The following is a 22133-nucleotide window of genomic DNA, read 5'->3' on the forward strand; positions in this document are numbered from 1 at the left end:
ATGCGCTTCCGGCACCCCGACGGCTCCACCGTCCACCTCGCCTACTGCACCAACGTCCACCCGGCCGAAACCCTCGACGGCGTCCTCGCCCAGCTCCGCGACCACTGCGAGCCGGTCCGCAAACGCCTCGGCCGCGACCGGCTCGGCATCGGGCTGTGGCTCGCCCGCGACGCCGCCCACGCCCTGGTCACCGACCCCGCCGCCCTGCGCGGACTGCGTACCGAACTCGACCGGCGCGGCCTGGAGGTCGTCACCCTCAACGGCTTCCCCTACGAGGGCTTCGGCGCCGAAGAGGTCAAGTACCGGGTCTACAAGCCGGACTGGGCCGATCCCGAACGCCTCGACCACACCACCTCCCTGGCCCGGCTGCTCGCCGGACTGCTGCCCGACGACGTCACGGACGGCACCATCTCCACCCTTCCCCTCGCCTGGCGCACCGCCTACGACGAGGCCCGCGCCGACAAAGCCCGCGCCGCCCTGGTCACCCTCGCCGAACGCCTCGACGCCCTGCACGAACTGACCGGCCGCTCCATCCGCATCGGCCTGGAACCGGAACCCGGCTGCGTCCTCGAGACCACCCACGACGCCATCGCACCGCTGACCGCGATCGCCCACGAACGCATCGGCGTCTGCGTCGACACCTGCCACCTCGCCACCTCCTTCGAAGATCCGGACACCGCCCTGGACGCCCTCGCGGCCGCCCGCGTACCCGTCGTCAAGTCCCAGCTGTCCGCCGCACTGCACGCCGAACACCCCGCCGACCCCACGGTCCGCGAAGCCCTCGCCGCCTTCGCCGAGCCGCGCTTCCTGCACCAGACCCGAACCATCACACCGTCCGGCGGCCGGCAGGGCACCGACGACCTCGACGAGGCCCTCGCGGACGGCGGCCCGCTGCCCACCACCACGCCCTGGCGCGCCCACTTCCACGTACCCCTGCACGCGGCCCCCGCCGCACCCCTCACCTCCACCCTGCCCGTGCTCAAGGCCGCGCTGACCCGGCTCGTCGGCGGCCCGCACCCGCTCACCCGCCACCTGGAGGTCGAGACCTACACCTGGCAGGCCCTCCCGTCCGAGCTGCGGCCCCGCGCCCGCGCCCAGCTGACCGACGGCATCGCCGCCGAGCTGACCCTCGCCCGCGACCTGTTGACGGACCTCGGCCTGAAGGAACTGCCATGACCGGACCCACCCCCCTCCTAGTCCTGGACGTCGTCGGTCTCACCCCCCGTCTCCTCGACCACATGCCCCATCTCAAGCAGCTCGGCCAGTCCGGCTCCCGCGCCCCGCTCGGCACCGTCCTGCCCGCCGTCACCTGCGCCGCCCAGTCCACCTTCCTCACCGGCACTCATCCCAGCGAGCACGGCATCGTCGGCAACGGCTGGTACTTCCGGGAACTCGGCGACGTCCTGCTGTGGCGCCAGCACAACGGCCTCGTCTCCGGCGACAAACTCTGGGACGCCGCCCGCCGCGCCCACCCCGGCTACACCGTCGCCAACATCTGCTGGTGGTACGCCATGGGCGCCGACACCGACATCACCGTCACCCCCCGTCCCGTCTACTACGCCGACGGCCGCAAGGAACCCGACTGCTACACCAGGCCCCCGGCCCTGCACGACGAACTCACCGACAAGCTCGGCACCTTCCCCCTCTTCCACTTCTGGGGACCCGGCGCGGACCTGGTCTCCAGCCAGTGGATCATCGACGCCACCCGGCACGTCATGGCCACCCGGCACCCCGACCTGACGCTCTGCTACCTCCCTCACCTCGACTACGACCTGCAGCGCTTCGGCCCCGACGACCCGCGCTCCCTGCAGGCCGCCGCCGACCTGGACACCGCCCTGGCCCCGCTGCTCGACGACGCCCGCGCCGAGGGCCGCACCGTAGTCGCGCTCTCCGAGTACGGCATCACCCCCGTCAGCCGGCCCGTGGACGTCAACCGCGCCCTGCGCCGCGCCGGACTCCTCGAGGTGCACACCCAGGACGGCATGGAATACCTCGACCCGATGGCCTCCCGCGCCTTCGCCGTCGCCGACCACCAGATCGCCCACGTCTACGTCCGCCGCCCCGAGGACCTCGACGCGACCCGTGCAGCCCTGGACGGACTGCCGGGCATCGCCGAACTCCTCGACGACGAGGGCAAGAAGGCCCAGCACCTCGACCATCCGCGAGCCGGTGAACTCGTCGCCGTGGCGGAGCCGGACGCCTGGTTCACGTACTACTACTGGCTCGACGACGATCGCGCGCCCGACTTCGCGCAGCTCGTCGAGATCCACCGCAAACCCGGTTACGACCCGGTCGAGCTGTTCATGGACCCGCTCGACCCCTACGTCAAGGTCAAGGCGGCCGGCGCCCTGGCCCGCAAGAAACTCGGCATGCGCTACCGCATGGCGGTCGTGCCCCTGGACCCCTCACCTATTCGAGGCAGCCACGGCCGCCTCCCCGCGAGCGACGACGACGGTCCGCTCCTCATCTGCTCCACCCCCCGCGCTGTCGGAGACCGCGTCGCGGCCACCGACGTGAAACAACTCCTGCTCCGGCTGGCCGGACTCGGCTGACGCACCACCCGGTACGCCCGCCGAAACCCGACTACCCAGAGTGAAACACACGGCACTGACAACGGCCCGCCCGAGCCGCATCGGCGCAGGCCACGACCCAGAAGGCAGGCATCAGTGACCCCGTACACCGACCCCTCCCGCACCGACGCCGGCACCGACCCGTCCACCGACGGGCCGGGCGAGAGCCTGCGCCGCACCCTCGGCGTGAACCGACGCCGCTTCCTCAGCACCTGCACCGCCGTGGCGGCCGGTGCCGTCGCCGCCCCCGTCTTCGGAGCCTCCCCGGCCCTCGCCCACGGCCGGGACAGAGACCACGACCACGACCATGGGCACGGCCACGGGCAGATCCTCGTCCCGGCGGACAAGCGCGGCATCATCCTCTACACCGTCCGCGACGCCACCGCCCGCGACCCCCTCGCCTCCGACCTGCCCTCCGGCTTCCGCGAGGTCTTCAAGCAGCTGGCCCGCCACGGCTACCGCCAGGTCGAGTTCGCCGGCTACCGCCAGCACGCCAACGCGCCGGGCGGTGCCGACCTGGAGTCCGTCGAAGGTGCCCGGCTGCTGCGCTCCTGGCTCGACGACTACGGTCTGCGCGCCCAGGGCAACCACGGCTTCATCCCGTCCTCCTGGCCGCTGACCGCGGCGGACAAGGACACCTTCAAGAAGCACCTGGAGATCGCCAACATCCTCGGCATGGACCACATGGGCACCGGCGGCGACCCCACCGGCAGCTCCTACCGCGCCGACTGGGACGTGGCCGCCGACAAGTGGAACGCCCTCGGTGCGATCGCCCACCGGGAGGGCATCAAGCTCTACACCCACAACCACGACAGCGCCTACGGCTTCCTGCTGGACGGCGGCCCGCTGGACGACCAGGGCCGGCCGACGCGCAGCTCGGGCATCCGGAAGCTGGAGTACTTCCTGAAGATCACCGACCCGAGGGTCGTCTGGCTGGAGATGGACATCTTCTGGGCGCACGTCGCCCAGTACAAGTTCCACGAGTACACCGCCCACGACGGAACCACCAGGAAGAACGTCTTCGACCCGGCCGGCCTGGTGGTCCGCAACAACCGGCGCTACCCGCTGTTCCACGCCAAGGACGGCGTCGTCAGCACCACCAACGGCATGGGCTACGACATGGTGCCCTTCGGGACGGGCGTCATCGACTACACGACGTTCTTCTCCAGGGTCGGCCTGCGGAACTACCACAACCCGATGGTCGAGGACGACAACTCCCCGAGCGCCACCGATCCCGCGCAGTCCCTGCGGGAGGCCAAGATCAGCTACGACAACATGGCCGCCCTGCGCAAGCGGCGCCATTGACCCACGACACGGACCGGGCGGCCGCTTCCGCAACACGCGGAAGCGGCCGCCCGGTCCGTGCGAGGAGGCCGCTGTGCCCGCTCACCCCTCACCGAGCGGCTGCGGGTTGGGCGTGATGCGCTTGTCCTTCGGGCGCCCCGGCGGCCGCAGGGACAGCGCCACGCATCCAGCGAAGAGCGAGATGCACCCCGCCAGAGTGTAGGCGCCGTTGTAGCCCCAGGCACCGACGACCACGGACCCCATGCCCGCACCCAGGCCGGAGACCAGCTTGGAGCTGTAGACCATCCCGTAGTTCGTGGCGTTGTTGTTCTCACCGAAGTAGTCCGCCGTCAGCGCCGCGAACATCGGGAAGATGGCCCCGCCGCCGAAACCGGAGACGGCGGAGAAGACCAGGAACAGCGGCAGGTTCTTGATCTCGGCCGACAGGATGATGCCGAACTGGGCGAGGCCCAGGATCGCGCACACGCAGAGCAGGCACTGCTTGCGGCCGTACAGGTCGGAGAGCCAGCCGATGACACCCCGCCCGGTGCCGTTGACGATCGCCTTCAGCGACATGGCGGTGGCCACGACACCGGCCGCGAAGCCCGCCTCCTCGCCGATGTCGACCTGGAAGGCGATACCGAAGATGTTCACGCCGGAGGTGCAGGCGAGACAGAACCACATCAGCGCCACCCGGCCGGTCTTCCAGGCCTCCATCGGGGAGTACTGCTTGACGGCCGGCGGGTTCTTCGCCAGCGAACGCCGGGCCCGCGGGTCGTCCGGCGGGTTCAGCGGGTCCACCGCGGACGGCCACCAGTTCTTCGGCGGATCCCGGAAGAAGAAGCCGGCGATCGCCACCATCGCGGCGAGGAAGAGGCCGCACGTGACCAGCACCCAGCGGAAGTTGGAGCCGTCCATGTAGCCGTGGAAGATGAAGACGAACGGCACCGAGCCGTAGGCGAAACCGCCGTTGACGAACCCGGTCTTCCCGCCCCGGCGCTCCGGGTACCACTTGCCGACCATGTTGACGCAGGTCGCGTACGCCATGCCGGCGCCCATGCCGCTGAACACGCCGAAGCCGATGAAGGCGAGCGCGACGTGCGGTGCGAACGCCAGCGACAGGTAGCCGAGCAGTGTGCCGGCCGAACCCAGCATCATCGCCCAGCGCGCGGGCAGTCTGCCGCTCTCGCGCAGCCGCCCCGCCGGAAAGGCGACCGCGGCCTGGCAGAACACCCAGGCGGTCATCATCCAGTAGATGCTGCCGCTGGACCACTGGTGGGCCTCGTGCAGCGTGTCCTCGGCGGACGCGAACGCGTACTCGGCGGAGGAGATGCCCATCATGCCGATCCAGGGCAGGACCACCATCCACTTGCGCTTGCGCCCCATGATGTCGATGTCGGACTCGCCCACGCGGTAGACGCGCCCGTTCTTGTCGGTCACCTCCCGATAGCCGGCGACCCGTGTGACATCGGTGGTTGTCATGTCGTTTGCACCCCTAGCGTCGAAAGCTCTGGCCAGCGCCCCCTGTCCAATGCCTTTCGTGCGCGCGCGGGTCCCCGGGGCCGGCCGACGCGCACCCGTCGGCCGGCCCCTCGCCGTCTCACGTCATGAACCGCCCCCCAACAAGCCCGCGGCCCGCGCCCACCGGTACTTGGCGCCGAGCACGGCCACCGGCTTCTCGGTCGTGTACGGGTATGCCACGACGCCGCGTTCGAAGAGGTACTGGCACGCCTCCTCCACCTCGACGTCACCCGCCAGGGAGGCCACCACGGGCTTCTCGACGCCGCGCTCGCGGAACTCGGCCACCACGCGCGCGGTGAGTTCGGCGAACACCATGGGAGGCGTGACGATGGTGTGCCAGTAGCCGAGGACGAGCGCGTGGATGCGCGGGTCCTCCAGGCCGAGCCGGATCGTCGCCTCGTACGTCGACGGCGGCTCGCCCCCGGTGATGTCCACCGGGTTGCCGGCCGCGCCGAACGGCGGGATGAAGGCGCGGAACGCCGTGTCCAGGTCGGGCGGTATCTCCATCAGCGACAGCCCGTTGTCCGTCACCGCGTCCGAGAGCAGAACCCCGCTGCCGCCGGCGCCGGTGATGATCACCACGTTGTCGCCCTCGGGGGCGGGAAGCACCGGCAACGCGCGCGCGTACTCCAGCATCTCGTTCAGTCCCGGAGCCCTGATGACGCCCGCCTGCTTCAGCACGTCGTCGTAGACGGCGTCGTCCCCGGCGAGCGCCCCGGTGTGCGATCCGGCGGCCTTCGCACCCGCCGCCGTACGCCCCGCCTTGAGCACGACGACCGGCTTCTTCGGCACGGTCGCCCGCGCGGCCTCGACGAAGGCGCGGCCGTCCTTGAGGTCCTCCAGGTGCATCGCGATGCACTCGGTGTGCGGGTCCTCGCCGAACCAGGTCAGCAGGTCGTCCTCGTCCAGGTCCGACTTGTTGCCGAGGCCCACGATCGCCGAAACGCCGGTCTTCGTCGTCCGCGCGAAGCCCAGGATGGCCATCCCGATGCCGCCCGACTGCGAGGTCAGCGCGACGCCGCCCTTGACGTCGTACGGCGTGCAGAACGTGGCGCACAGGTCCTGCCAGGTCGAGTAGTAGCCGTAGATGTTCGGACCCAGCAGCCGGATGCCGTGCCGTTCGGCGACCGCCACGATCTCGTCCTGGAGCGCCTGCTCACCGGTCTCGGCGAAGCCGGAGGGGATGAGGACGGCGTTGGGGATCCGCTTGCGCCCCACCTCCTCCAGGGCCGCCGCCACGAACCGCGCGGGGATCGCGAAGACCGCCACATCCACCTCACCGGGAACGTCGGTGACACTCTTGTACGCCTTGCGGCCCAAGATGTCATCGGCCTTGGGGTTCACCGGGTGGATCTCGCCCGCGAAACCGCCGTCGACGAGGTTGCGCATCACCGAGTTGCCGATCTTCCCCGGCTCGCCCGACGCGCCGATCACCGCCACCGAAGAGGGCTGCATCAGGCGGCGCATCGAGGTCAGGATCTCCTCGCGTGTGTACCGGCGCCGCTGCCTCGGTGCGTCGGTCGCCAGGATCACCCGGATGTCGGCCGCGACCGCACCCTCGGGCGTGGCGATCACCGGGTTCAGGTCCACCTCGGCGATCTCCGGGAAGTCGGCGACGAGTTCGGAGACCCGGCGGATCTGTTCCGCCACCGCCCACCGGTCCACCCCGGCCTGCCCGCGCACTCCGCGCAGCACCTCCGCCGCCCGGATCGAGTCCAGCATCGACAGCGCCTCGTCGGCGTCCACGGGCGCCAGCCGGAAGGTGACGTCCTTCAGCACCTCGACCAGCACCCCGCCGAGCCCGAACGCCACCACCTTCCCGAACGTCGGATCGGTGACCGCCCCGACGATGACCTCCTGTCCCCGCGGCAGCAGCTCCTGCACCTGCACGCCCTCGATCCGCGCGGAGGCGTCGTACGCGCGCGCGTTGTCGACGATCCGGCAGAACGCCGCCCGCACGTCCGCCGCGTCCTCCACCCCGACGACCACACCACCGGCGTCGGTCTTGTGCAGGATGTCCGGCGAGACGATCTTCATCACCACCGGTCCGCCGAACCGCGCCGCGCACGCCACCGCCTCGTCGACGTCCCGCGCCAGCTCCTCGCCCGGTACGGCGATCCCGTAGGCGTCGGCGAGCACCTTGCCCTCGGGCGCGGTGAGCGCCGTGCGCCCCTCGGCCCGTACGGCGTCCAGGAGCTCGCGCACCCGCGCGCGCCGGTCCTCGGCCATCACGTCAGATCACCCCGTTCGACTTGAGCAGGCGCAGTTCCTCGTCGCCGAGGCCCAGCTCGCCGACGTAGACCTCCTCGTTGTGCTCGCCCAGCAGCGGCGAACTCGTCACCCGCACAGGGGAGTCCGAGAGCTTGAGCGGGCTGCCCACGGTCACGAACTCGCCGCGCTCGGGGTGCGGGACGGTGACGACCATCTCGTTGGCGACCAGCGACTCGTCCTCGATGATCTCCTTGGTGGACAGGATCGGCCCGCACGGGATGTTGTGGGCGTTCAGCCGCTCCAACACCTCCCACTTGGGCAGGGTGGACGACCACTCCTCGATCAGCTGGAACATCTTGTTCAGCTTCGGCAGCCGGGCCTGCGGCGTCGCCCACTCGGGGTCCTCCGCCAGCTCAGGCCGGCCGATCAGCTCGCTCAGCGGCCGCCAGCCGACCGGCTGGACGATGACGTACACGTAGTCGTTGGGGCCGCCCGGCGCGCACTTGACCGCCCAGCCCGGCTGCCCGCCGCCGGACGCGTTGCCGGAGCGGGGAACCTCGTCGCCGAAGTCCTCGTTGGGATATTCGGCGAGTGGACCACGAGTCAGGCGCTGCTGGTCGCGCAGCTTCACCCGGCAGAGGTTGAGCACCGCGTGCTGCATGGCCACGTTCACCCGCTGACCGCGTCCGGTGTGCTCCCGCTGGTAGAGGGCGGCGAGGATGCCCGCCACGACGTGCACGCCCGTGCCCGAGTCCCCGATCTGCGCCCCTGTCGCCAGCGGCGGCCCGTCCTCGAAACCGGTGGTGGACATCGATCCGCCCATGGCCTGCGCGACGACCTCGTACGCCTTGAACGCGGTGTACGGGCCCTCGCCGAACCCCTTGACGGAGGCATAGACGATCCGTGGATTGATCTCCCTGATGCGGTCCCAGGTGAACCCCATCCGGTCCACCGCGCCGGGGCCGAAGTTCTCGACCATGACGTCCGAGCGGCGGATCAGCTCGGTGAGGATCTCCTTGCCGCGCTCCGTCTTGGTGTTGAGGGTGATGCTCCGCTTGTTGCAGTTGAGCATCGTGAAGTAGAGGGAGTCGACGTCCGGCAGATCGCGCAGCTGCCCGCGCGTGATGTCGCCGTGCGGCGCCTCCAGCTTCACGACGTCCGCGCCGAGCCAGGCGAGCAGCTGGGTCGCCGAGGGCCCGGACTGCACATGCGTCATGTCCAGGACGCGGATGCCCTCAAGGGCCTTCGCAGGCGTACCGGTCGTGCCTGTCGTGCCGGTCATGCCGGTCATGGGGGTCACCTCACTTGTACATCGTCTGGTTCATGGTTCCGGGGGCGTACGCGTCCGGGTCCACCCAGACGTTGATCAGGGACGGCTTGCCGGACTCGCGGGCCCGGCGCAGCGCGGGGCCGATGTCGGCGGGGTCGCGGACCTCCTCGCCGTGGCCGCCCAGCATCCGGGCGAACTGGTCGTAGGGCACGTCGCCGAGCGTGTTGCCGACCCGCTCGCGCTCCTTGCCGTACTTCACGGCCTGGCCGTAGCGGATCTGGTTCATCGACGAGTTGTTGCCGACGATGCCGACGAACGGGAGGTCGTAGCGGACCAGCGTCTCGAAGTCCCAGCCGGTGAGCGAGAAGGCGCCGTCGCCGAAGAGGGCGACGACCTCCTTGTCGGGCCGCGCCTGCTTGGCGGCCAGCACGAAGGGGACGCCGACACCGAGTGTGCCCAGCGGCCCCGGGTCCATCCAGTGGCCCGGCGACTTGGGCTGCACGACCTGCCCGGAGAAGGTGACGATGTCGCCGCCGTCGCCGATGTAGACCGAGTCCTCGGTGAGGAAGTCGTTGATCTCGCTGACCAGCCGGTACGGGTGAATGGGGGAGGCGTCCGACCTGAGCTGCGGCAGCCGCTTGTCCAGCGCCGTCCGCTCGGCCGCGCGCAGCTCGTCCAGCCACTCCTTGCGCTTCGCCGCGCCCCCGTTGATCCGTCCGGACGCCGCCTCGGTCACCGACCTCAGCACCAGCCCCGCGTCGCCGACGATGCCGAGGTCGATGTCGCGGTTCTTGCCGACGGTGCGGTAGTCGAGGTCGATCTGGACGACGGTCGCGTCGGGGGAGAGCCGCTTGCCGTAACCCATGCGGAAGTCGAAGGGCGTGCCGACGATCACGATGAGGTCGGCGCCCGAGAAGGCGTAGCGGCGCGAAAGCTGGAAGTGGTGCGGGTCGCCGGGCGGAAGGGTCCCCCGGCCCGCGCCGTTCATGTACGCCGGGACGTTGAGCGTGCGGACCAGTTCGACGGCTGCCTCGGTGGCGCGGGTCGTCCACACCTGGCTGCCGAGCAGGATGGCCGGCTTCTCGGCGTGCACCAGCAGGTCGGCGAGCTTCTCGACGGCCTCCGGGTCACCGGCCGAGCGGGTGGAGGCACGGTAGGCCCCGGCCTTCGGCACCCGCGCCTTGTCCGCCGGCACCTTGGCGTCCAGCACGTCGCGCGGGATCTCCAGGAAGGACGGCCCGGGGGCGCCGTGGTAGCACTCGCGGAACGCCATCGACACCATGTCGGCGGCGCGGGCGGTGTCCGGCACGGTCGCCGCGAACTTGGTGATCGGCGTCATCATGTCGACGTGCGGCAGGTCCTGCAGGGACCCCATTTTGTGCTGGCTGTGCGCGCCCTGACCGCCGATCAGCAGCATGGGCGACTCGGCGCGGAAGGCGTTGGCGACGCCGGTGACGGCGTCGGTGGTGCCCGGTCCGGCGGTGACCACCGCGCAGCCGGGCTTGCCGGTGAGACGCGCGTATCCGTCGGCGGCGTGCGCGGCGACCTGCTCGTGGCGTACGTCGACGACCTCGATGCCCTCGTCGACGCAGCCGTCGTAGATGTCGATGATGTGGCCGCCGCACAGGGTGTAGATGCGGTCGACCCCCTCGGCCTTGAGTGCCTTGGCAACGAGGTGGCCGCCGGAGATGACGTCCTGGGTGTCGTCGGGCATGGCGAAGTCCTGTCCCTTCACGAGGGGATGGGGCGCTCTCGTACATTGCATACAGTCGACGAATACTGTATGAAGCTTGTTATCCCGCATCCGGTGGGTGGTGTCCAGGGGGCGTGCGGCACTTTCAGTCAGGAGCCGAGATGGACCTGTACGAACACCAGGCAAGGGAACTCTTCAAGGAACACGGAATCGTGGTGCCGAGGGCGGAGGTCACCGACTCGCCCGAACGCGCCCGGGAGATCGCCCGCGCCCTCGGCGGACGCGCCGTCGTCAAGGCGCAGGTGAAGACCGGCGGACGCGGCAAGGCGGGCGGCGTGCGCCTGGCCGCCGACCCCGCCGAGGCCGAACAGGCCGCACGGCGCATCCTCGGCATGGACATCAAGGGGCACCCGGTCGACACCGTCATGCTCGCCGAACCGTGCGACATCGAGCGGGAGTTCTACGTCTCCTACGTCCTCGACCGCGCATCCGGAGGATTCCTCGCCGTCGCCTCCGCGGAGGGCGGCACGGAGATCGAGGAGGTCGCCGCCCGGCGGCCCGAGGCCGTGGCACGCATCCCCGTCGATCCCGTCGCGGGCGTGCACACGGCCACCGCGGTGCGCATCGCCGACGCCGCGGGACTGCCCCCGCAGACCGTCGACACCCTGGTGCGGCTGTGGAAGGTGCTGGTCCGCGAGGACGCCCTCCTCGTCGAGGTCAACCCGCTGGTCAGGACGGTGGAGGGCCGGATCGTGGCCCTCGACGGCAAGGTCACCCTCGACGACAACGCCCGCTTCCGTCAGTCCCGTTGGGGCGACGAGAAACCGGCGCCCGACGACTCCCTGGAGGCGCGGGCCGGCGCCAGGGGCCTCAACTACGTCAAGCTCGACGGGGAGGTCGGCGTCATCGGCAACGGCGCCGGGCTGGTCATGTCGACGCTCGACGTGGTCGCCGGCTGCGGCGCCCGCCCCGCCAACTTCCTCGACATCGGCGGCGGCGCCTCCGCCCGGGTCATGGCCGACGGGCTGTCGGTCATCCTCTCCGACCCCGACGTGCAGTCCGTCCTCGTCAACGTCTTCGGCGGCATCACCGCCTGCGACGTCGTCGCCGACGGCATCGTCCGGGCCCTGGACGAGGTGCGGCTGACCAAGCCGCTCGTCGTGCGCCTCGACGGCACCAACGCGGCCCGGGGCCGGGCGCTGCTCGACGCACGCGCGCATCCCCTGGTCGAACAGGCCACCACCATGGACGGCGCCGCCCGCCGTGCCGCCCGACTCGCCACCGCGGCGCCCACCGCCGGATAAGGAGACAGGACGAGATGGCGATCTACCTCACCAAGGAGAGCAAGGTCCTCGTCCAGGGCATGACGGGTGCCGAGGGCATGAAGCACACCCGCCGCATGCTGGCCGCCGGCACCGACGTCGTCGGCGGCGTCAACCCGCGCAAGGCGGGCCGCACCGTCGACTTCGACGACCGGGCCGTCCCCGTCTTCGGCTCGGTCCGCGAGGGCGTCGAGAGCACGGGCGCCGACGTCACCGTGGTCTTCGTGCCGCCCGCCTTCGCCAAGGCCGCGGTGGTGGAGGCATGCGACGCCGGCATCGGCCTCGCGGTCGTCATCACCGAGGGCATCCCGGTCCACGACTCCGTCGCCCTCACCGCCCACGCCCAGGCCAAGGGCACCCGTGTCATCGGGCCCAACTGCCCCGGCCTGATCACCCCCGGCCAGTCCAACGCGGGGATCATCCCGCCGGACATCACCAAGCCCGGCCGTATCGGCCTGGTCTCCAAGTCGGGCACGCTCACCTACCAGCTCATGTACGAACTGCGCGACATCGGCTTCTCCACCTGCGTCGGCATCGGCGGCGACCCCGTCGTCGGCACCAGCCACATCGACTGCCTCGCCGCCTTCCAGGACGACCCCGACACCGAACTGATCGTCCTCATCGGCGAGATCGGCGGCGACGCGGAAGAACGCGCGGCCGCCTACATCCGCGAGCACGTCACCAAGCCCGTCGTCGGCTACATCGCCGGCTTCACCGCGCCCGAGGGCCGCACCATGGGCCACGCCGGCGCGATCGTGTCCGGCTCCTTTGGCACGGCACGGGCCAAGCGGGAGGCGCTGGAGGCGGCCGGCGTACGGGTCGGGAGCACACCGACCGAGACGGCACGGCACGTACTCGCCGTACTCGACGGCACCGCCCATGACGGTGCGGTGCATGACGGCACCGCACACGACGGCGCGGCCCGTGACGGAGCCCGCCCATGACGGCGGCCGGCGCGCGGGGCACCGCAGCCCTCACCCTCAAGTCCGGCACTTCGTGGGCCGACGCCTGGCGCCGCTGCCGCGCCGTCGCGCCCGAGGCGTTCCGCGACGACCGCGTCCTCAACCTCTGGGACGCCGGCTGGCGGGCGGACGGCCGGGTCCTGCCGGCCACCAGCCCGGTCGACGGCACCCCGGTCGCCGGCCCGCCCCGGCTCGACGCCGTGACGGCCCGGCACGCCGTACGCGCCTCGCTCGACCAGCACCGGGCCTGGCGCCACGTCCCCCTGCCCGAACGCCGCGCCCGCGTCGCGGCCACCCTCGACGCCCTGACCCAGCACCGTGAACTGCTCGCCCTGCTACTGGTCTGGGAGATCGGCAAACCCTGGCGGTCGGCACAGGCCGACGTCGACCGGGCCGTCGACGGCGTGCGCTGGTACGTCGACGGCATCGACGACATGCTCGACGGCCGCGCCCCGCTGGACGGCCCGGTGTCCAACATCGCGAGCTGGAACTACCCGATGAGCGTGCTCGTTCACGCCATGCTGGTCCAGGCACTGGCGGGCAACGCGGTCGTCGCCAAGACCCCGACCGACGGCGGCGTCGCCTGCCTGACGCTCGCCTGCGCGCTGGCCGCCCGCGAGGGACTGCCCGTCACCCTCCTCAGCGGCAGCGGCGGCGAGCTGTCCCAGGCGCTGGTGCGGGCGCCCGAGATCGGCTGCGTCTCCTTCGTCGGCGGCCGGGACACGGGTGCCGCCGTCGCCACCGCCGTCGCCGACCTCGGCAAGCGGCACATCCTCGAACAGGAGGGACTCAACACCTGGGGCATCTGGAACTTCACGGACTGGGACGCGCTCGCACGAGTGATCCCGAAGCTCTTCGACTACGGCAAGCAGCGCTGCACCGCCTACCCGCGCTTCGTCGTCCAGCGGCAGGCGTTCGACGCGTTCCTCGCGGCGTACCTCCCGGCGGTCCGCACCCTGCGCGTCGGCCACCCGCTCGCCGTCGCGGCCCCGGACGACCCCTATCCGGCGCTCGACTTCGGTCCGGTGATCAACGCCGCCAAGGCCAAGGAGCTCCAGGACCAGGTCGCCGAGGCCGTCGACCGCGGCGCCGTCCCGCTGCACCGCGGCAGCGCGGTCGACGCCCGGTTCCTGCCCGGCCAGGACACCTCGGCCTACGTCCAGCCGGTCACGCTGCTCAACCCGCCCCGGTCCTCACCGCTGCACCACGCGGAACCCTTCGGCCCGGTCGACACCATCGTCCTGGCCGACACCGAGGCCGAGCTGCTCGCCGCGATGAACGCCTCCAACGGCGCGCTCGTGGCCACCCTGTCCACGGACGACCCGGCGACGTACGAGAGGCTGGCGCCGCAGATCCGGGCGTTCAAGGTCGGTCACGGCGTGCCCCGCTCCCGCGGCGACCGCGAGGAGCTGTTCGGCGGGCATGGCGGATCCTGGCGCGGTGCCTTCGTGGGCGGTGAGCTGCTGGTACGCGCCGTCACCCGCGGCCCGGCGGGGGAGCGGCTGCCGGGGAACTTCCCGGACCACCACCTCATGCCGCGGGTGACCTGAGGCGGCCCCGACGGCCGCCTCGGGTCACCCGATGCCCTGCCGGTCCGGCCGCAGGGCGAAGGCCCGGTCCGCCGGGGTCGGCGCGGTCCGCTCGACGGCCTGCCGCAGCAGCTCGCGGTGGCGCAGCAGCGGCCCGCGTCGCTCCGGCGGCACGAGCAGCAGCAGGTCGTCGAGGCCGGCCAGCAGCCGCCGTGTGACCTGCGGCGACCCGACGGCGCAGGCACGCACCTCGGCGAACCCGAGGTCCACCAGCTCCGTCCAGCCGGGCACGGGCTGCACCAGCCGGACCGTGCCGCGCCGGTCCCGGTGCGGCACGGCCTCCAGCGGCCGCCGGGACAGCGTGGCCAGGATCTGCACGACCCGGTCCAGTGCCTGCACGGCGGTCGTCGGATCGTTCACCGCGGGGGACAGGGCGCGCAGGCCGATGTCCGACAGCTGGCGCAGCCCGAACGCCAGGTCCTGGTGGAAGGTGCGCTCCACCCCCACGGACAGCGCGTACCGCAGCGCCCGGCGGGAGGGAGCCGCCCCGCCGTGCACCGCCAGGACCGGTGTGCCCGGCACCAGGAAGTCACCGATCCGCGGGACCAACCGCAGCACCACCCCGTGCTTGCGGGCCACCCGCACCAGCCGGGCGACATGCACGTCCCGCAGCACACCCGCCTGCCCGTCGTGGGCGACCCACGCCGTCGCCGGCCCGAGGCCGGGAACCTCGCCGCCGCCCGTCGGCACCGGCGTCAGCGCCGCCACCCGGAAGGACTCGGCGGCGATCCGGGCGATCACGTGGCTGACCCGCATCAGCCGCAGCGTGGCGTTCACGTACATCACGAAGAGCAGCAGGCTCAGCGCGACCATGACCAGGGTCAGCACCGACTGCACCAGCGGCACGGACACGGCGGTGCGGGGGTCGGCGTTGCTGTCGTAGCTGGTCAGGACGAGCAGCGTCAGCACGAAGGTGGCGAGGAACACGGCGAAGGTCGTCTTGGTGATCCGGCTGCGGACGAAGAGCCGCACCACCCGCGGGGTGAACTGCCCGCTCGCCATCTGCACGGCGACCAGCGAGATACTGAACACCACGCCGATGAACGTCATCATCGCCGAGCCGACCGCCGACACCACCGTCTTCGCGTCGTCCGCGAAGCGCAGCAGCTCGGCGAGCGTGTCGTAGTCGCCGTCGTCCTGCAGCGAACGCACGAGGGCGGCGTCGAGCTCCTGGGCCGCCAGCCAGACCAAGAGGACACCCACCATGGCCGCGGTGGGCGCGAACCAGAACGTGTCCCGCAGATGCTCCCTGAGCGGCGACAGCGCCCGCGGCCGACGACGCGGAAGCGGCCCCTGCGTAACCATCCAGTCACTCATGGTGCGACCCTAGGCGCAGCGGAGCCGCCGGTCCCGGACCGCCGCTCAGGGAGAGGGCGGGGGAAGGAAACGCAGGTGAAAGGCACCGCGAAACCTTGGTATGGTTGTCCATGTCGCCGCGGGGGACACCCCGCACCGCGACAGACACCTCGTCCGGGTGGCGGAATGGCAGACGCGCTAGCTTGAGGTGCTAGTGCCCTTTATCGGGCGTGGGGGTTCAAGTCCCCCCTCGGACACAAGACAGGCAGTGCATGATGCCGGTCGGGAGAGATCTCGGCCGGCATTTCGCGTTCCCGGACGGAAAAGCCGGTGCGGCGCCGGACCCGGCCTCCCTACACTCACCCCACCGGGATCGAGACCGAGTGAGGGGAGCAGGGCCGTGCGCATCCGCACCGCTGCCGTCGTTCCCCCGTCCCGGTACGAGGTGATCCTGGTGTCTTCGGCCCTCCGGTGTCCGCTGCGCGGCCGGCACCGGACGCCCGCGACCGGCATCTGACGCGACGCCACTCCCGCCCCGCCCTCGTGTGGCCCCTGGCCCTGTCCCCGCACGTCCGGTCCCGGGAATCGCGCCGCCCTGTTCACAGATGAGCTCGACCGAGCAGCGAAAGGCCACAGGCCGTGCGCACCCACCTCAACACCCGCACCAGCACCGACCCGCTCGCCGGAGTCCGCAACCTGGGCATCCTCGCCCACGTCGACGCCGGCAAGACCACCGTCACCGAGCGGATCCTTTTCGCCACCGGCACCACCCACAAGCGCGGCGAGGTCCACGACGGCACCACCGTCACCGACTTCGACCCGCAGGAACGCGACCGCGGCATCACCATCTTCGCCGCGGCGGTCTCCTGCTCGTGGGACGGTCACCGGATCAACCTCATCGACACCCCGGGGCACGTCGACTTCGCCGACGAGGTCGAGCGCTCGCTGCGCGTACTCGACGGCGCGGTCGCGGTGTTCGACGCGGTGGCGGGAGTGGAGCCGCAGAGCGAGTCGGTGTGGCGGCAGGCCGACCGGCACGGTGTGCCCAGGATCGCCTTCGTCAACAAGATGGACCGGGCGGGTGCCGACCTCGACACCGCCGTCGCCTCCATCCGCGAACGGCTGCACCCCGTGCCGCTGGCCGTGCAGCTGCCCATCGGCGCGGAGGACGGCTTCACCGGCGTCGTCGACCTGGTGCGCATGCGCTCCCTCGTCTGGGCCGCCGGCGCGGACGCGGCCGAGGAGGGGCCGGTGCCCGACGCCCTGCGCGAGGAGGCGGCACACAGGCGCCGGCTGCTGGAGGAGGCGGTGGCGGAACGGCATCCGGCCGCACTGGAGGAGTTCTGCGACCGGGAGACGCTCACCGCGGCCACCCTCGCCACCGCCCTGCGCGACCTGACGCGCACCGGCGACGGCGTGGTCGTGCTGTGCGGCTCGGCCTACCGCAACCGTGGTGTCGAACCGCTGCTCGACGCCGTGGTGACGTACCTGCCCTCGCCGCTCGACGTACCGCCGGTGCGCGGCACGCACGACGGCACGGAGCAGGAACGGCCCACCGACCCGGCGGCACCGATGGCGGCACTGGCGTTCAAGGTGAACGCCACCCCGACCGGACGGCTGACGTACGTCCGGGTCTACTCGGGCACGATCGAGAAGGGAGACACCGTGTGGGACGCGGGAACGCGCCGCACCGAGCGCATCGGCCGCATCCTGCGGGTACGGGCCGACCGGCACGACCCGCTGGACCGCGCGGTCGCCGGGGACATCGTCGCCGTCGTCGGACTGAAGTCGGCCCGCGCCGGCTCGACCCTGTGCGCACCGGCTGCTCCGCTGCTCCTGGAACCACCCGGCGTGGCCGAACCGGTCGTGCACGTGGCCGTGGAGGCCCGGCGCTCCACCGACACCGAACGGCTGGCCGCCGCGCTCGCCCGGCTGACCGAGGAGGACCCGTCGCTGGCCGTGCGGACCGACCCGGAGACCGGGCAGACCGTGCTGTCGGGCATGGGCGAACTGCATCTGGAGGTCGCGATGGAGCGCGTCCGGCGCGAGCACGGACTCGACGTCGCCGTCGGCCGTCCCGGCGTGGCCCACCGCGAGACGGTCGGCGCGGGTGTGACCGGCTTGGTCCACCGGCACGTCAAACAGGACGGCGGCGCCGGGCAGTTCGCGCACATCGTGCTCGACGTCGAGCCGTGGAAGGAGGACGGCGACCGCACGGAAGGCGCGGGCGGGTTCGTGTTCCGTTCGACGGTCGTCGGTGGACGCGTGCCGCAGGAGTACGTCCGGGCCGTCGAGGCGGGCTGCCGGGACGCCCTCGCCGAGGGTCCGCTCGGCGGGCACCCGGTGACCGGCCTGAGGGTCACGCTCACCGACGGCCGGACCCATGTGAAGGACTCCTCGGACACGGCCTTCCGCACCGCCGGCCGGTTCGGTCTCCGCGAGGCCCTGCGCGCCTCGGAGATGGTCCTGCTGGAACCGGTCGTGGAGGTCACCGTCACCGTGCCCGAGGACGCGGTCGGCGGCGTGCTCGGTGACCTCGCCGCGCGCCGCGGCCGGGTCACCGGCTCCGGCACGCGGAGCGGCGCGGCGGTGGTCACCGCCACCGTGCCGCTGGCCGAGCTGTTCGGCTACGCGACCCGGCTGCGCAGCCGCACCCAGGGCCGCGGCACCTTCACCGCCCGGCCCACCGGCTACGCACCGGCGCCGGTCGTGACGACCGTCACGACCACGCGGTAGGCGCGGCGCGGCACCCTCACGCCCCGGGCATGAGGGTGCCGAACCGTGGACTCCCGTGTGGCGGCGGTCTTCGAGACCCGGCCCCTTCCTCTCCGGCTACCCGCGCTGCGGGGACACCGCGCGGGGCGGGGCCGTGGAGGCGCGTACCACGAGTTCGGTGGCGAGCTCGATGTGGTGGGAATCGACCCGCTCACCGTTGGCGAGCCGGAGGGCGGTGCGCAGGGCGGCACCGCCCATCTCGCGCAAGGGCTGGCGGACGGTGGTGAGGGGCGGCGATGCCATCCGGGCGAGGCTCGTGTCGTCGAAGCCGACCACACTCAGGTCCTCCGGGACGCGCAGGCCTCGGGCACGGGCGGCCTCGACGACACCGACGGCGATCTCGTCGTTGCCCGCGAAGACCGCGGTGGGTGGCTCGTCCAGGTCCAGCAGCGCCGCGGCTCCGAGCAGTCCGGTCTCATAGGTGAACTCCCCCGGCCGGGTGTAGGCATCGGGTACGGGGACGCCGCCCGCCTCCATGGCGGCGCGGTAGCCGTGCAGGCGTGCCTGGTTGCACACGGCCATGGCGGGTCCGCCGAGATAGGCGACTCGGCGGTGGCCGAGGGAGAGCAGGTGCCGGGTCGCGGCCAGGCCGCCCGCGAAGTTGGTGGCTCCGACACTGTGGATCCGGCTGTCCGGCAGGTGCAACGGGTCCAGTACCACCAGGGGCAGCCCGGACCGGGCCAGTTCGTTCAGGTGCGCCGTGGTGTACACGCTGGTGACCGCGATGACGGCACGACGCCCGGCCGAGACCAGGTCCCGGGCCCAGTGCGGGGCACCGGATGCCTTGCTGATCACCACCGAGGCCCCGGACTCGGAGGCCGAATCGATGATCCCTTCCAGGGTCTCGGCCACGTACGACTTCAGTCCACCCCGGAACTGCACCTCGATGGTGGGGCTCTCCACCGCCTCCGTGTGCCGGAACACGGGGGCGAGGTAGTGGTGCTGGTGCAGCAGTTCCTGCACCCGGGTGCGGGTCTGCGGAGCCACGTCGCCACGGCCGTTGACCACCTTGGACACCGTCGCCACGGACACCCCGGCCGCTCGTGCGATGTCCGCCAACGTGGTGCGCCTCGCGTCCGGTCGCATCGGTTCCCTCCCACGGGTACGTCCACCGTGTGGCGAGTCGCCGCTCGGGCCGGCAACGCGGGTGGAGCCGGTCAACAGTACGGCAACGCGACTCGTGTCACCTCATCTTCTCTGCCCCGCAGTCATGCCTTTCGAAACTGTTTCGGAGCTGTCGGGGCTCCTTGTCGGTCGTCAAAACCCAGTCCTGGCAACGTTTCCTGAAGCAGGGTAACGCTCCCGCACGTGTCTTGACACCTTGTCAGTCTGCTCCCTAACTTGCAGACCAGAGCTCGGAGAAGGCGATTTCGAAAACCTTTCACCACGAGTCACGAGAAGCCGACGGCTCTCGGGTGCGGAGAAAAGACATGGCGCTCTCCCGACGTACTCTCCTAGGCATGGCCGCCGGTGTGCCGGTCTCCGCGGCGCTGGCGGCCTGCGGCTCGTCCGGACCCGGCAAGAGCGGTGGCGGAGCCACGTACTGGTACCTGAACGGCCAGCCGCAGGAAGGCGTCCGAGCCGGTGCGGTGGACGCCTTCAACAAGGCCCACCCGGACAGCCGGATCAAGGACACGACGTTCCAGAACGACGCCTACAAGACCAAGATAAAGACCGCCATCGGTGCGGGGCAGGCGCCCACCATCATCTGGGGCTGGGGCGGCGGGACGCTGCGCACCTACGCGGAAGCCGGCCAGGTCGACGACCTCACCTCGTGGTTCGACGAACATCCCGAGGTCAAGAAGGCGCGCTTCCCGTCGTCCTTCGGCGCGGCGACCGTGGACGGCAGGATCTACGCGGTCCCGTGCGACGCCGTGCAGCCCATCGTCCTCTACTACAACAAGAGGGTCTTCGAGAAGGTCGGCGCCGAGCCACCGGAGTCCTGGGAAGACATCATGGCGCTGGTGCCCCGGTTCAACGCGAAGGGCATAGCGCCGTTCTCCCTCGGTGGGCAGTCCCGGTGGACGAACATGATGTGGCTGGAGTTCCTGTTCGACCGCATCGGCGGTCCAGAGGTGTTCCAGGCCGTCATCGACGGCCAGCAGGACGCCTGGTCGCACCCGGACGCCATCACCGCGCTGACCAGGGTGCAGGAGCTGGTCGAGGCCGACGGTTTCATCAAGGGCTTCTCGTCCATCACCGCGGACTCCAACGCGGACCAGGCGCTGCTCTACACCGACAAGGCCGCGATGATGCTGCACGGCGCGTGGTCGTACGGCATCCAGCAGGCCGACGGCGGTGACTTCGTCGCCAGTGGCGGCCTCGGCTACATGAACTTCCCGCCCGTCGACGGCGGCAAGGGCGATCCGAGCAACGCGGTCGGCAACCCCGCCCAGTACCTCTCCCTCTCCGCCAAGGCCACCGAGGAGGAGAAGAAGATCGCCAAGGAGTTCTTCGCGACCGGTGTCCTCCAGGACGCCGAGGTGAAGGCGTGGATCGACAACGGGTCCGTTCCGGTCCGGGTCGGCACGGAGAAGCTCCTGGCCGCCTCCAAGAGCGCCGACTTCCTCCAGGTGAACTACGGCATCGCCAGCAAGGCCAAGACGTTCGTGCAGTCCTGGGACCAGGCCCTCAGCCCGACCGCCGCCGAGACGCTGCTGGACAACGTCGCCAAGTTGTTCCAGCTGTCCGTCTCGCCGCAGCAGTTCGCCGCCAACCTCAACGCGGTCATCGGCACATGAGCCCGCACACGGGCCACTCGCCCGGTCGCCCACCGCACAGCATCCTGCCGTGGCTGGCGACGCCGGCGCTGGTGGTCTACGTCGGCTTCGCGGTGGTTCCGCTCGTCGGTGTCTTCGCGCTGAGCTTCACCACCTGGGACGGGATCGGCACCATCCGCGGCTCGGGGCTGGACAGTTGGCGCGCGGTGCTCACCGACCCCGGGCTGCCGCACGCCCTGTGGGTGACGTTCCTGGTGATGGCCGTGTCCTGGGCCGTTCAGACACCGCTGAGCATTCTGCTCGGCACGTTCCTGGCGGGCCGCCAGCGGTACCGCGCGGTGCTGGGCGTGGTCTACTTCGTCCCCCTGATGCTCAGCTCCGCCGCCATCGCGATCGCGTACAAGGCGCTGCTGGATCCCAACTTCGGGCTCGGGGCGGGACTGAAGCTGCCGCTGCTGGTCCAGGACTGGCTGGGGCGGCCGGGGCTCGCGTTCGGTGTCGTCGTCTTCGTCGTCTCCTGGCAGTTCGTCCCGTTCCACACCCTGATCTACCAGGGCGGCGTCCAGCAGATCCCCAAGTCACTCTACGAGGCGGCGCAGCTGGACGGGGCCGGACGGATCCGGCAGTTCTTCAGCATCACCCTGCCCCAGCTGAAGTACACCGTCATCACCTCGTCCACGCTGATGGTGGTGGGGTCGCTGACCTTCTTCGATCTCATCTTCGTGCTGACCGAGGGCGGTCCCGGGGACGCCACCCGGGTGCTCGCACTGGACATGTACAAGCGGGGATTCCAGGCCAGTCTGATGGGACCGGCCAGCGTCATCGCGGTCATCCTGGTCCTGGTGGGTCTGGCCCTCGCGCTGCTGCTGCGCCGGCTCGGCGGCCGGGACGCCGGCGCGAGCCAACTCGAGGGAGTCTGA

General features: G+C 71.2%; 15 protein-coding genes and 1 tRNA gene. 10 read left to right on the forward strand and 6 right to left on the reverse strand.

Features of this window, described 5'->3' with window-relative positions; translation table 11 throughout:
* From eboE to AB0P07_RS09435, 3 genes are all read left to right on the forward strand, one after another.
* Positions 1-1176 carry a metabolite traffic protein EboE gene (eboE, locus tag AB0P07_RS09425; protein ID WP_365547418.1) on the forward strand — a complete coding sequence of 392 codons (1176 nt, stop codon included), beginning with the start codon at positions 1-3 and terminating at the stop codon, positions 1174-1176.
* On the forward strand, positions 1173-2552 hold the full coding sequence (locus AB0P07_RS09430; RefSeq protein WP_365547421.1) for a nucleotide pyrophosphatase/phosphodiesterase family protein: 1380 nt from the start codon (positions 1173-1175) through the stop codon (positions 2550-2552). Before eboE ends, AB0P07_RS09430 begins: the two co-directional genes overlap by 4 nt.
* A 114-nt stretch (positions 2553-2666) precedes the next feature.
* The gene (locus AB0P07_RS09435; RefSeq protein ID WP_365547424.1) at positions 2667-3875 is read left to right on the forward strand and encodes a sugar phosphate isomerase/epimerase family protein; all 1209 of its coding nucleotides are present in this window, start codon (positions 2667-2669) and stop codon (positions 3873-3875) included.
* A gap of 81 nt (positions 3876-3956) precedes the next feature.
* Here the strand turns inward: AB0P07_RS09435 and AB0P07_RS09440 are convergent, their stop codons facing one another.
* From AB0P07_RS09440 to AB0P07_RS09455, 4 genes are all read right to left on the reverse strand, one after another.
* Complete coding sequence (locus AB0P07_RS09440; protein ID WP_365547427.1) at positions 3957-5336, reverse strand: OFA family MFS transporter; 1380 nt, start codon at positions 5334-5336, stop codon at positions 3957-3959.
* 123 nt (positions 5337-5459) lie between these two features.
* Positions 5460-7604, reverse strand: a complete 2145-nt coding sequence (locus AB0P07_RS09445) for an acetate--CoA ligase family protein (RefSeq protein ID WP_365547430.1) — start codon at positions 7602-7604, stop codon at positions 5460-5462.
* Positions 7605-7608: 4 nt separating this feature from the next.
* Entirely contained in the window at positions 7609-8868 is a 1260-nt protein-coding gene (frc, locus tag AB0P07_RS09450; protein WP_365548116.1) for a formyl-CoA transferase, read from the reverse strand.
* 19 nt (positions 8869-8887) lie between these two features.
* Positions 8888-10570, reverse strand: coding sequence for a thiamine pyrophosphate-binding protein (locus tag AB0P07_RS09455; RefSeq protein WP_365547433.1), 1683 nt, complete (start codon positions 10568-10570; stop codon positions 8888-8890).
* A 140-nt stretch (positions 10571-10710) separates the two neighbouring features.
* On the opposite strand from AB0P07_RS09455, the gene sucC reads away from it, so the two are divergent.
* From sucC to AB0P07_RS09470, 3 genes are read left to right on the forward strand one after another with little or no spacing between them, the layout of a single operon-like run.
* On the forward strand, positions 10711-11853 hold the full coding sequence (gene sucC / locus AB0P07_RS09460) for an ADP-forming succinate--CoA ligase subunit beta (protein ID WP_365547435.1): 1143 nt from the start codon (positions 10711-10713) through the stop codon (positions 11851-11853).
* Between the two features lie 14 nt (positions 11854-11867).
* Positions 11868-12815 carry a succinate--CoA ligase subunit alpha gene (gene sucD / locus AB0P07_RS09465; RefSeq protein ID WP_365547438.1) on the forward strand — a complete coding sequence of 316 codons (948 nt, stop codon included), beginning with the start codon at positions 11868-11870 and terminating at the stop codon, positions 12813-12815.
* Positions 12812-14383, forward strand: a complete 1572-nt coding sequence (locus AB0P07_RS09470) for an aldehyde dehydrogenase family protein (protein ID WP_365547441.1) — start codon at positions 12812-12814, stop codon at positions 14381-14383. Before sucD ends, AB0P07_RS09470 begins: the two co-directional genes overlap by 4 nt.
* A gap of 24 nt (positions 14384-14407) precedes the next feature.
* Here AB0P07_RS09470 and AB0P07_RS09475 read toward each other — a convergent pair whose 3' ends face one another.
* Positions 14408-15739, reverse strand: coding sequence for a DUF2254 domain-containing protein (locus tag AB0P07_RS09475; protein WP_365547443.1), 1332 nt, complete (start codon positions 15737-15739; stop codon positions 14408-14410).
* Between the two features lie 151 nt (positions 15740-15890).
* Here AB0P07_RS09475 and AB0P07_RS09480 point away from each other — a divergent pair.
* Together AB0P07_RS09480 and fusA are read left to right on the forward strand one after the other, a co-directional pair.
* Positions 15891-15975 (forward strand) — tRNA-Leu (locus tag AB0P07_RS09480).
* Positions 15976-16357: 382 nt separating this feature from the next.
* The gene (gene fusA, locus AB0P07_RS09485; protein ID WP_365547445.1) at positions 16358-18454 is read left to right on the forward strand and encodes an elongation factor G; all 2097 of its coding nucleotides are present in this window, start codon (positions 16358-16360) and stop codon (positions 18452-18454) included.
* Between the two features lie 96 nt (positions 18455-18550).
* On the opposite strand, the gene AB0P07_RS09490 is transcribed toward fusA, so the two are convergent.
* The gene (locus AB0P07_RS09490) at positions 18551-19579 is read right to left on the reverse strand and encodes a substrate-binding domain-containing protein (RefSeq protein ID WP_365547448.1); all 1029 of its coding nucleotides are present in this window, start codon (positions 19577-19579) and stop codon (positions 18551-18553) included.
* Between the two features lie 344 nt (positions 19580-19923).
* On the opposite strand from AB0P07_RS09490, the gene AB0P07_RS09495 reads away from it, so the two are divergent.
* Both AB0P07_RS09495 and AB0P07_RS09500 read left to right on the forward strand, forming a co-directional pair.
* The gene (locus AB0P07_RS09495; RefSeq protein ID WP_365547451.1) at positions 19924-21234 is read left to right on the forward strand and encodes an extracellular solute-binding protein; all 1311 of its coding nucleotides are present in this window, start codon (positions 19924-19926) and stop codon (positions 21232-21234) included.
* On the forward strand, positions 21231-22133 hold the full coding sequence (locus tag AB0P07_RS09500; RefSeq protein ID WP_365547454.1) for a sugar ABC transporter permease: 903 nt from the start codon (positions 21231-21233) through the stop codon (positions 22131-22133). Before AB0P07_RS09495 ends, AB0P07_RS09500 begins: the two co-directional genes overlap by 4 nt.

It is taken from the genome of Streptomyces sp. NPDC085944 (assembly GCF_040686295.1).
GTDB classification, from domain to species: Bacteria; Actinomycetota; Actinomycetes; order Streptomycetales; family Streptomycetaceae; genus Streptomyces; species Streptomyces salinarius.

What these genes read in the sequence shown, in the direction of transcription:
- AB0P07_RS09430 (WP_365547421.1), top strand. Translation starts at nt 1,173, where the DNA reads ATGACCGGACCCACCCCCCTCCTAGTCCTGGACGTCGTCGGTCTCACC.
- AB0P07_RS09455 (WP_365547433.1), bottom strand. Translation starts at nt 10,570, where the DNA reads ATGCCCGACGACACCCAGGACGTCATCTCCGGCGGCCACCTCGTTGCC.
- AB0P07_RS09500 (WP_365547454.1), top strand. Translation starts at nt 21,231, where the DNA reads ATGAGCCCGCACACGGGCCACTCGCCCGGTCGCCCACCGCACAGCATC.
- eboE (WP_365547418.1), top strand. Translation starts at nt 1, where the DNA reads ATGCGCTTCCGGCACCCCGACGGCTCCACCGTCCACCTCGCCTACTGC.
- frc (WP_365548116.1), bottom strand. Translation starts at nt 8,868, where the DNA reads ATGACCGGCACGACAGGCACGACCGGTACGCCTGCGAAGGCCCTTGAG.
- AB0P07_RS09475 (WP_365547443.1), bottom strand. Translation starts at nt 15,739, where the DNA reads ATGAGTGACTGGATGGTTACGCAGGGGCCGCTTCCGCGTCGTCGGCCG.
- AB0P07_RS09495 (WP_365547451.1), top strand. Translation starts at nt 19,924, where the DNA reads ATGGCGCTCTCCCGACGTACTCTCCTAGGCATGGCCGCCGGTGTGCCG.
- AB0P07_RS09440 (WP_365547427.1), bottom strand. Translation starts at nt 5,336, where the DNA reads ATGACAACCACCGATGTCACACGGGTCGCCGGCTATCGGGAGGTGACC.
- sucD (WP_365547438.1), top strand. Translation starts at nt 11,868, where the DNA reads ATGGCGATCTACCTCACCAAGGAGAGCAAGGTCCTCGTCCAGGGCATG.
- AB0P07_RS09490 (WP_365547448.1), bottom strand. Translation starts at nt 19,579, where the DNA reads ATGCGACCGGACGCGAGGCGCACCACGTTGGCGGACATCGCACGAGCG.
- AB0P07_RS09470 (WP_365547441.1), top strand. Translation starts at nt 12,812, where the DNA reads ATGACGGCGGCCGGCGCGCGGGGCACCGCAGCCCTCACCCTCAAGTCC.
- sucC (WP_365547435.1), top strand. Translation starts at nt 10,711, where the DNA reads ATGGACCTGTACGAACACCAGGCAAGGGAACTCTTCAAGGAACACGGA.
- AB0P07_RS09445 (WP_365547430.1), bottom strand. Translation starts at nt 7,604, where the DNA reads ATGGCCGAGGACCGGCGCGCGCGGGTGCGCGAGCTCCTGGACGCCGTA.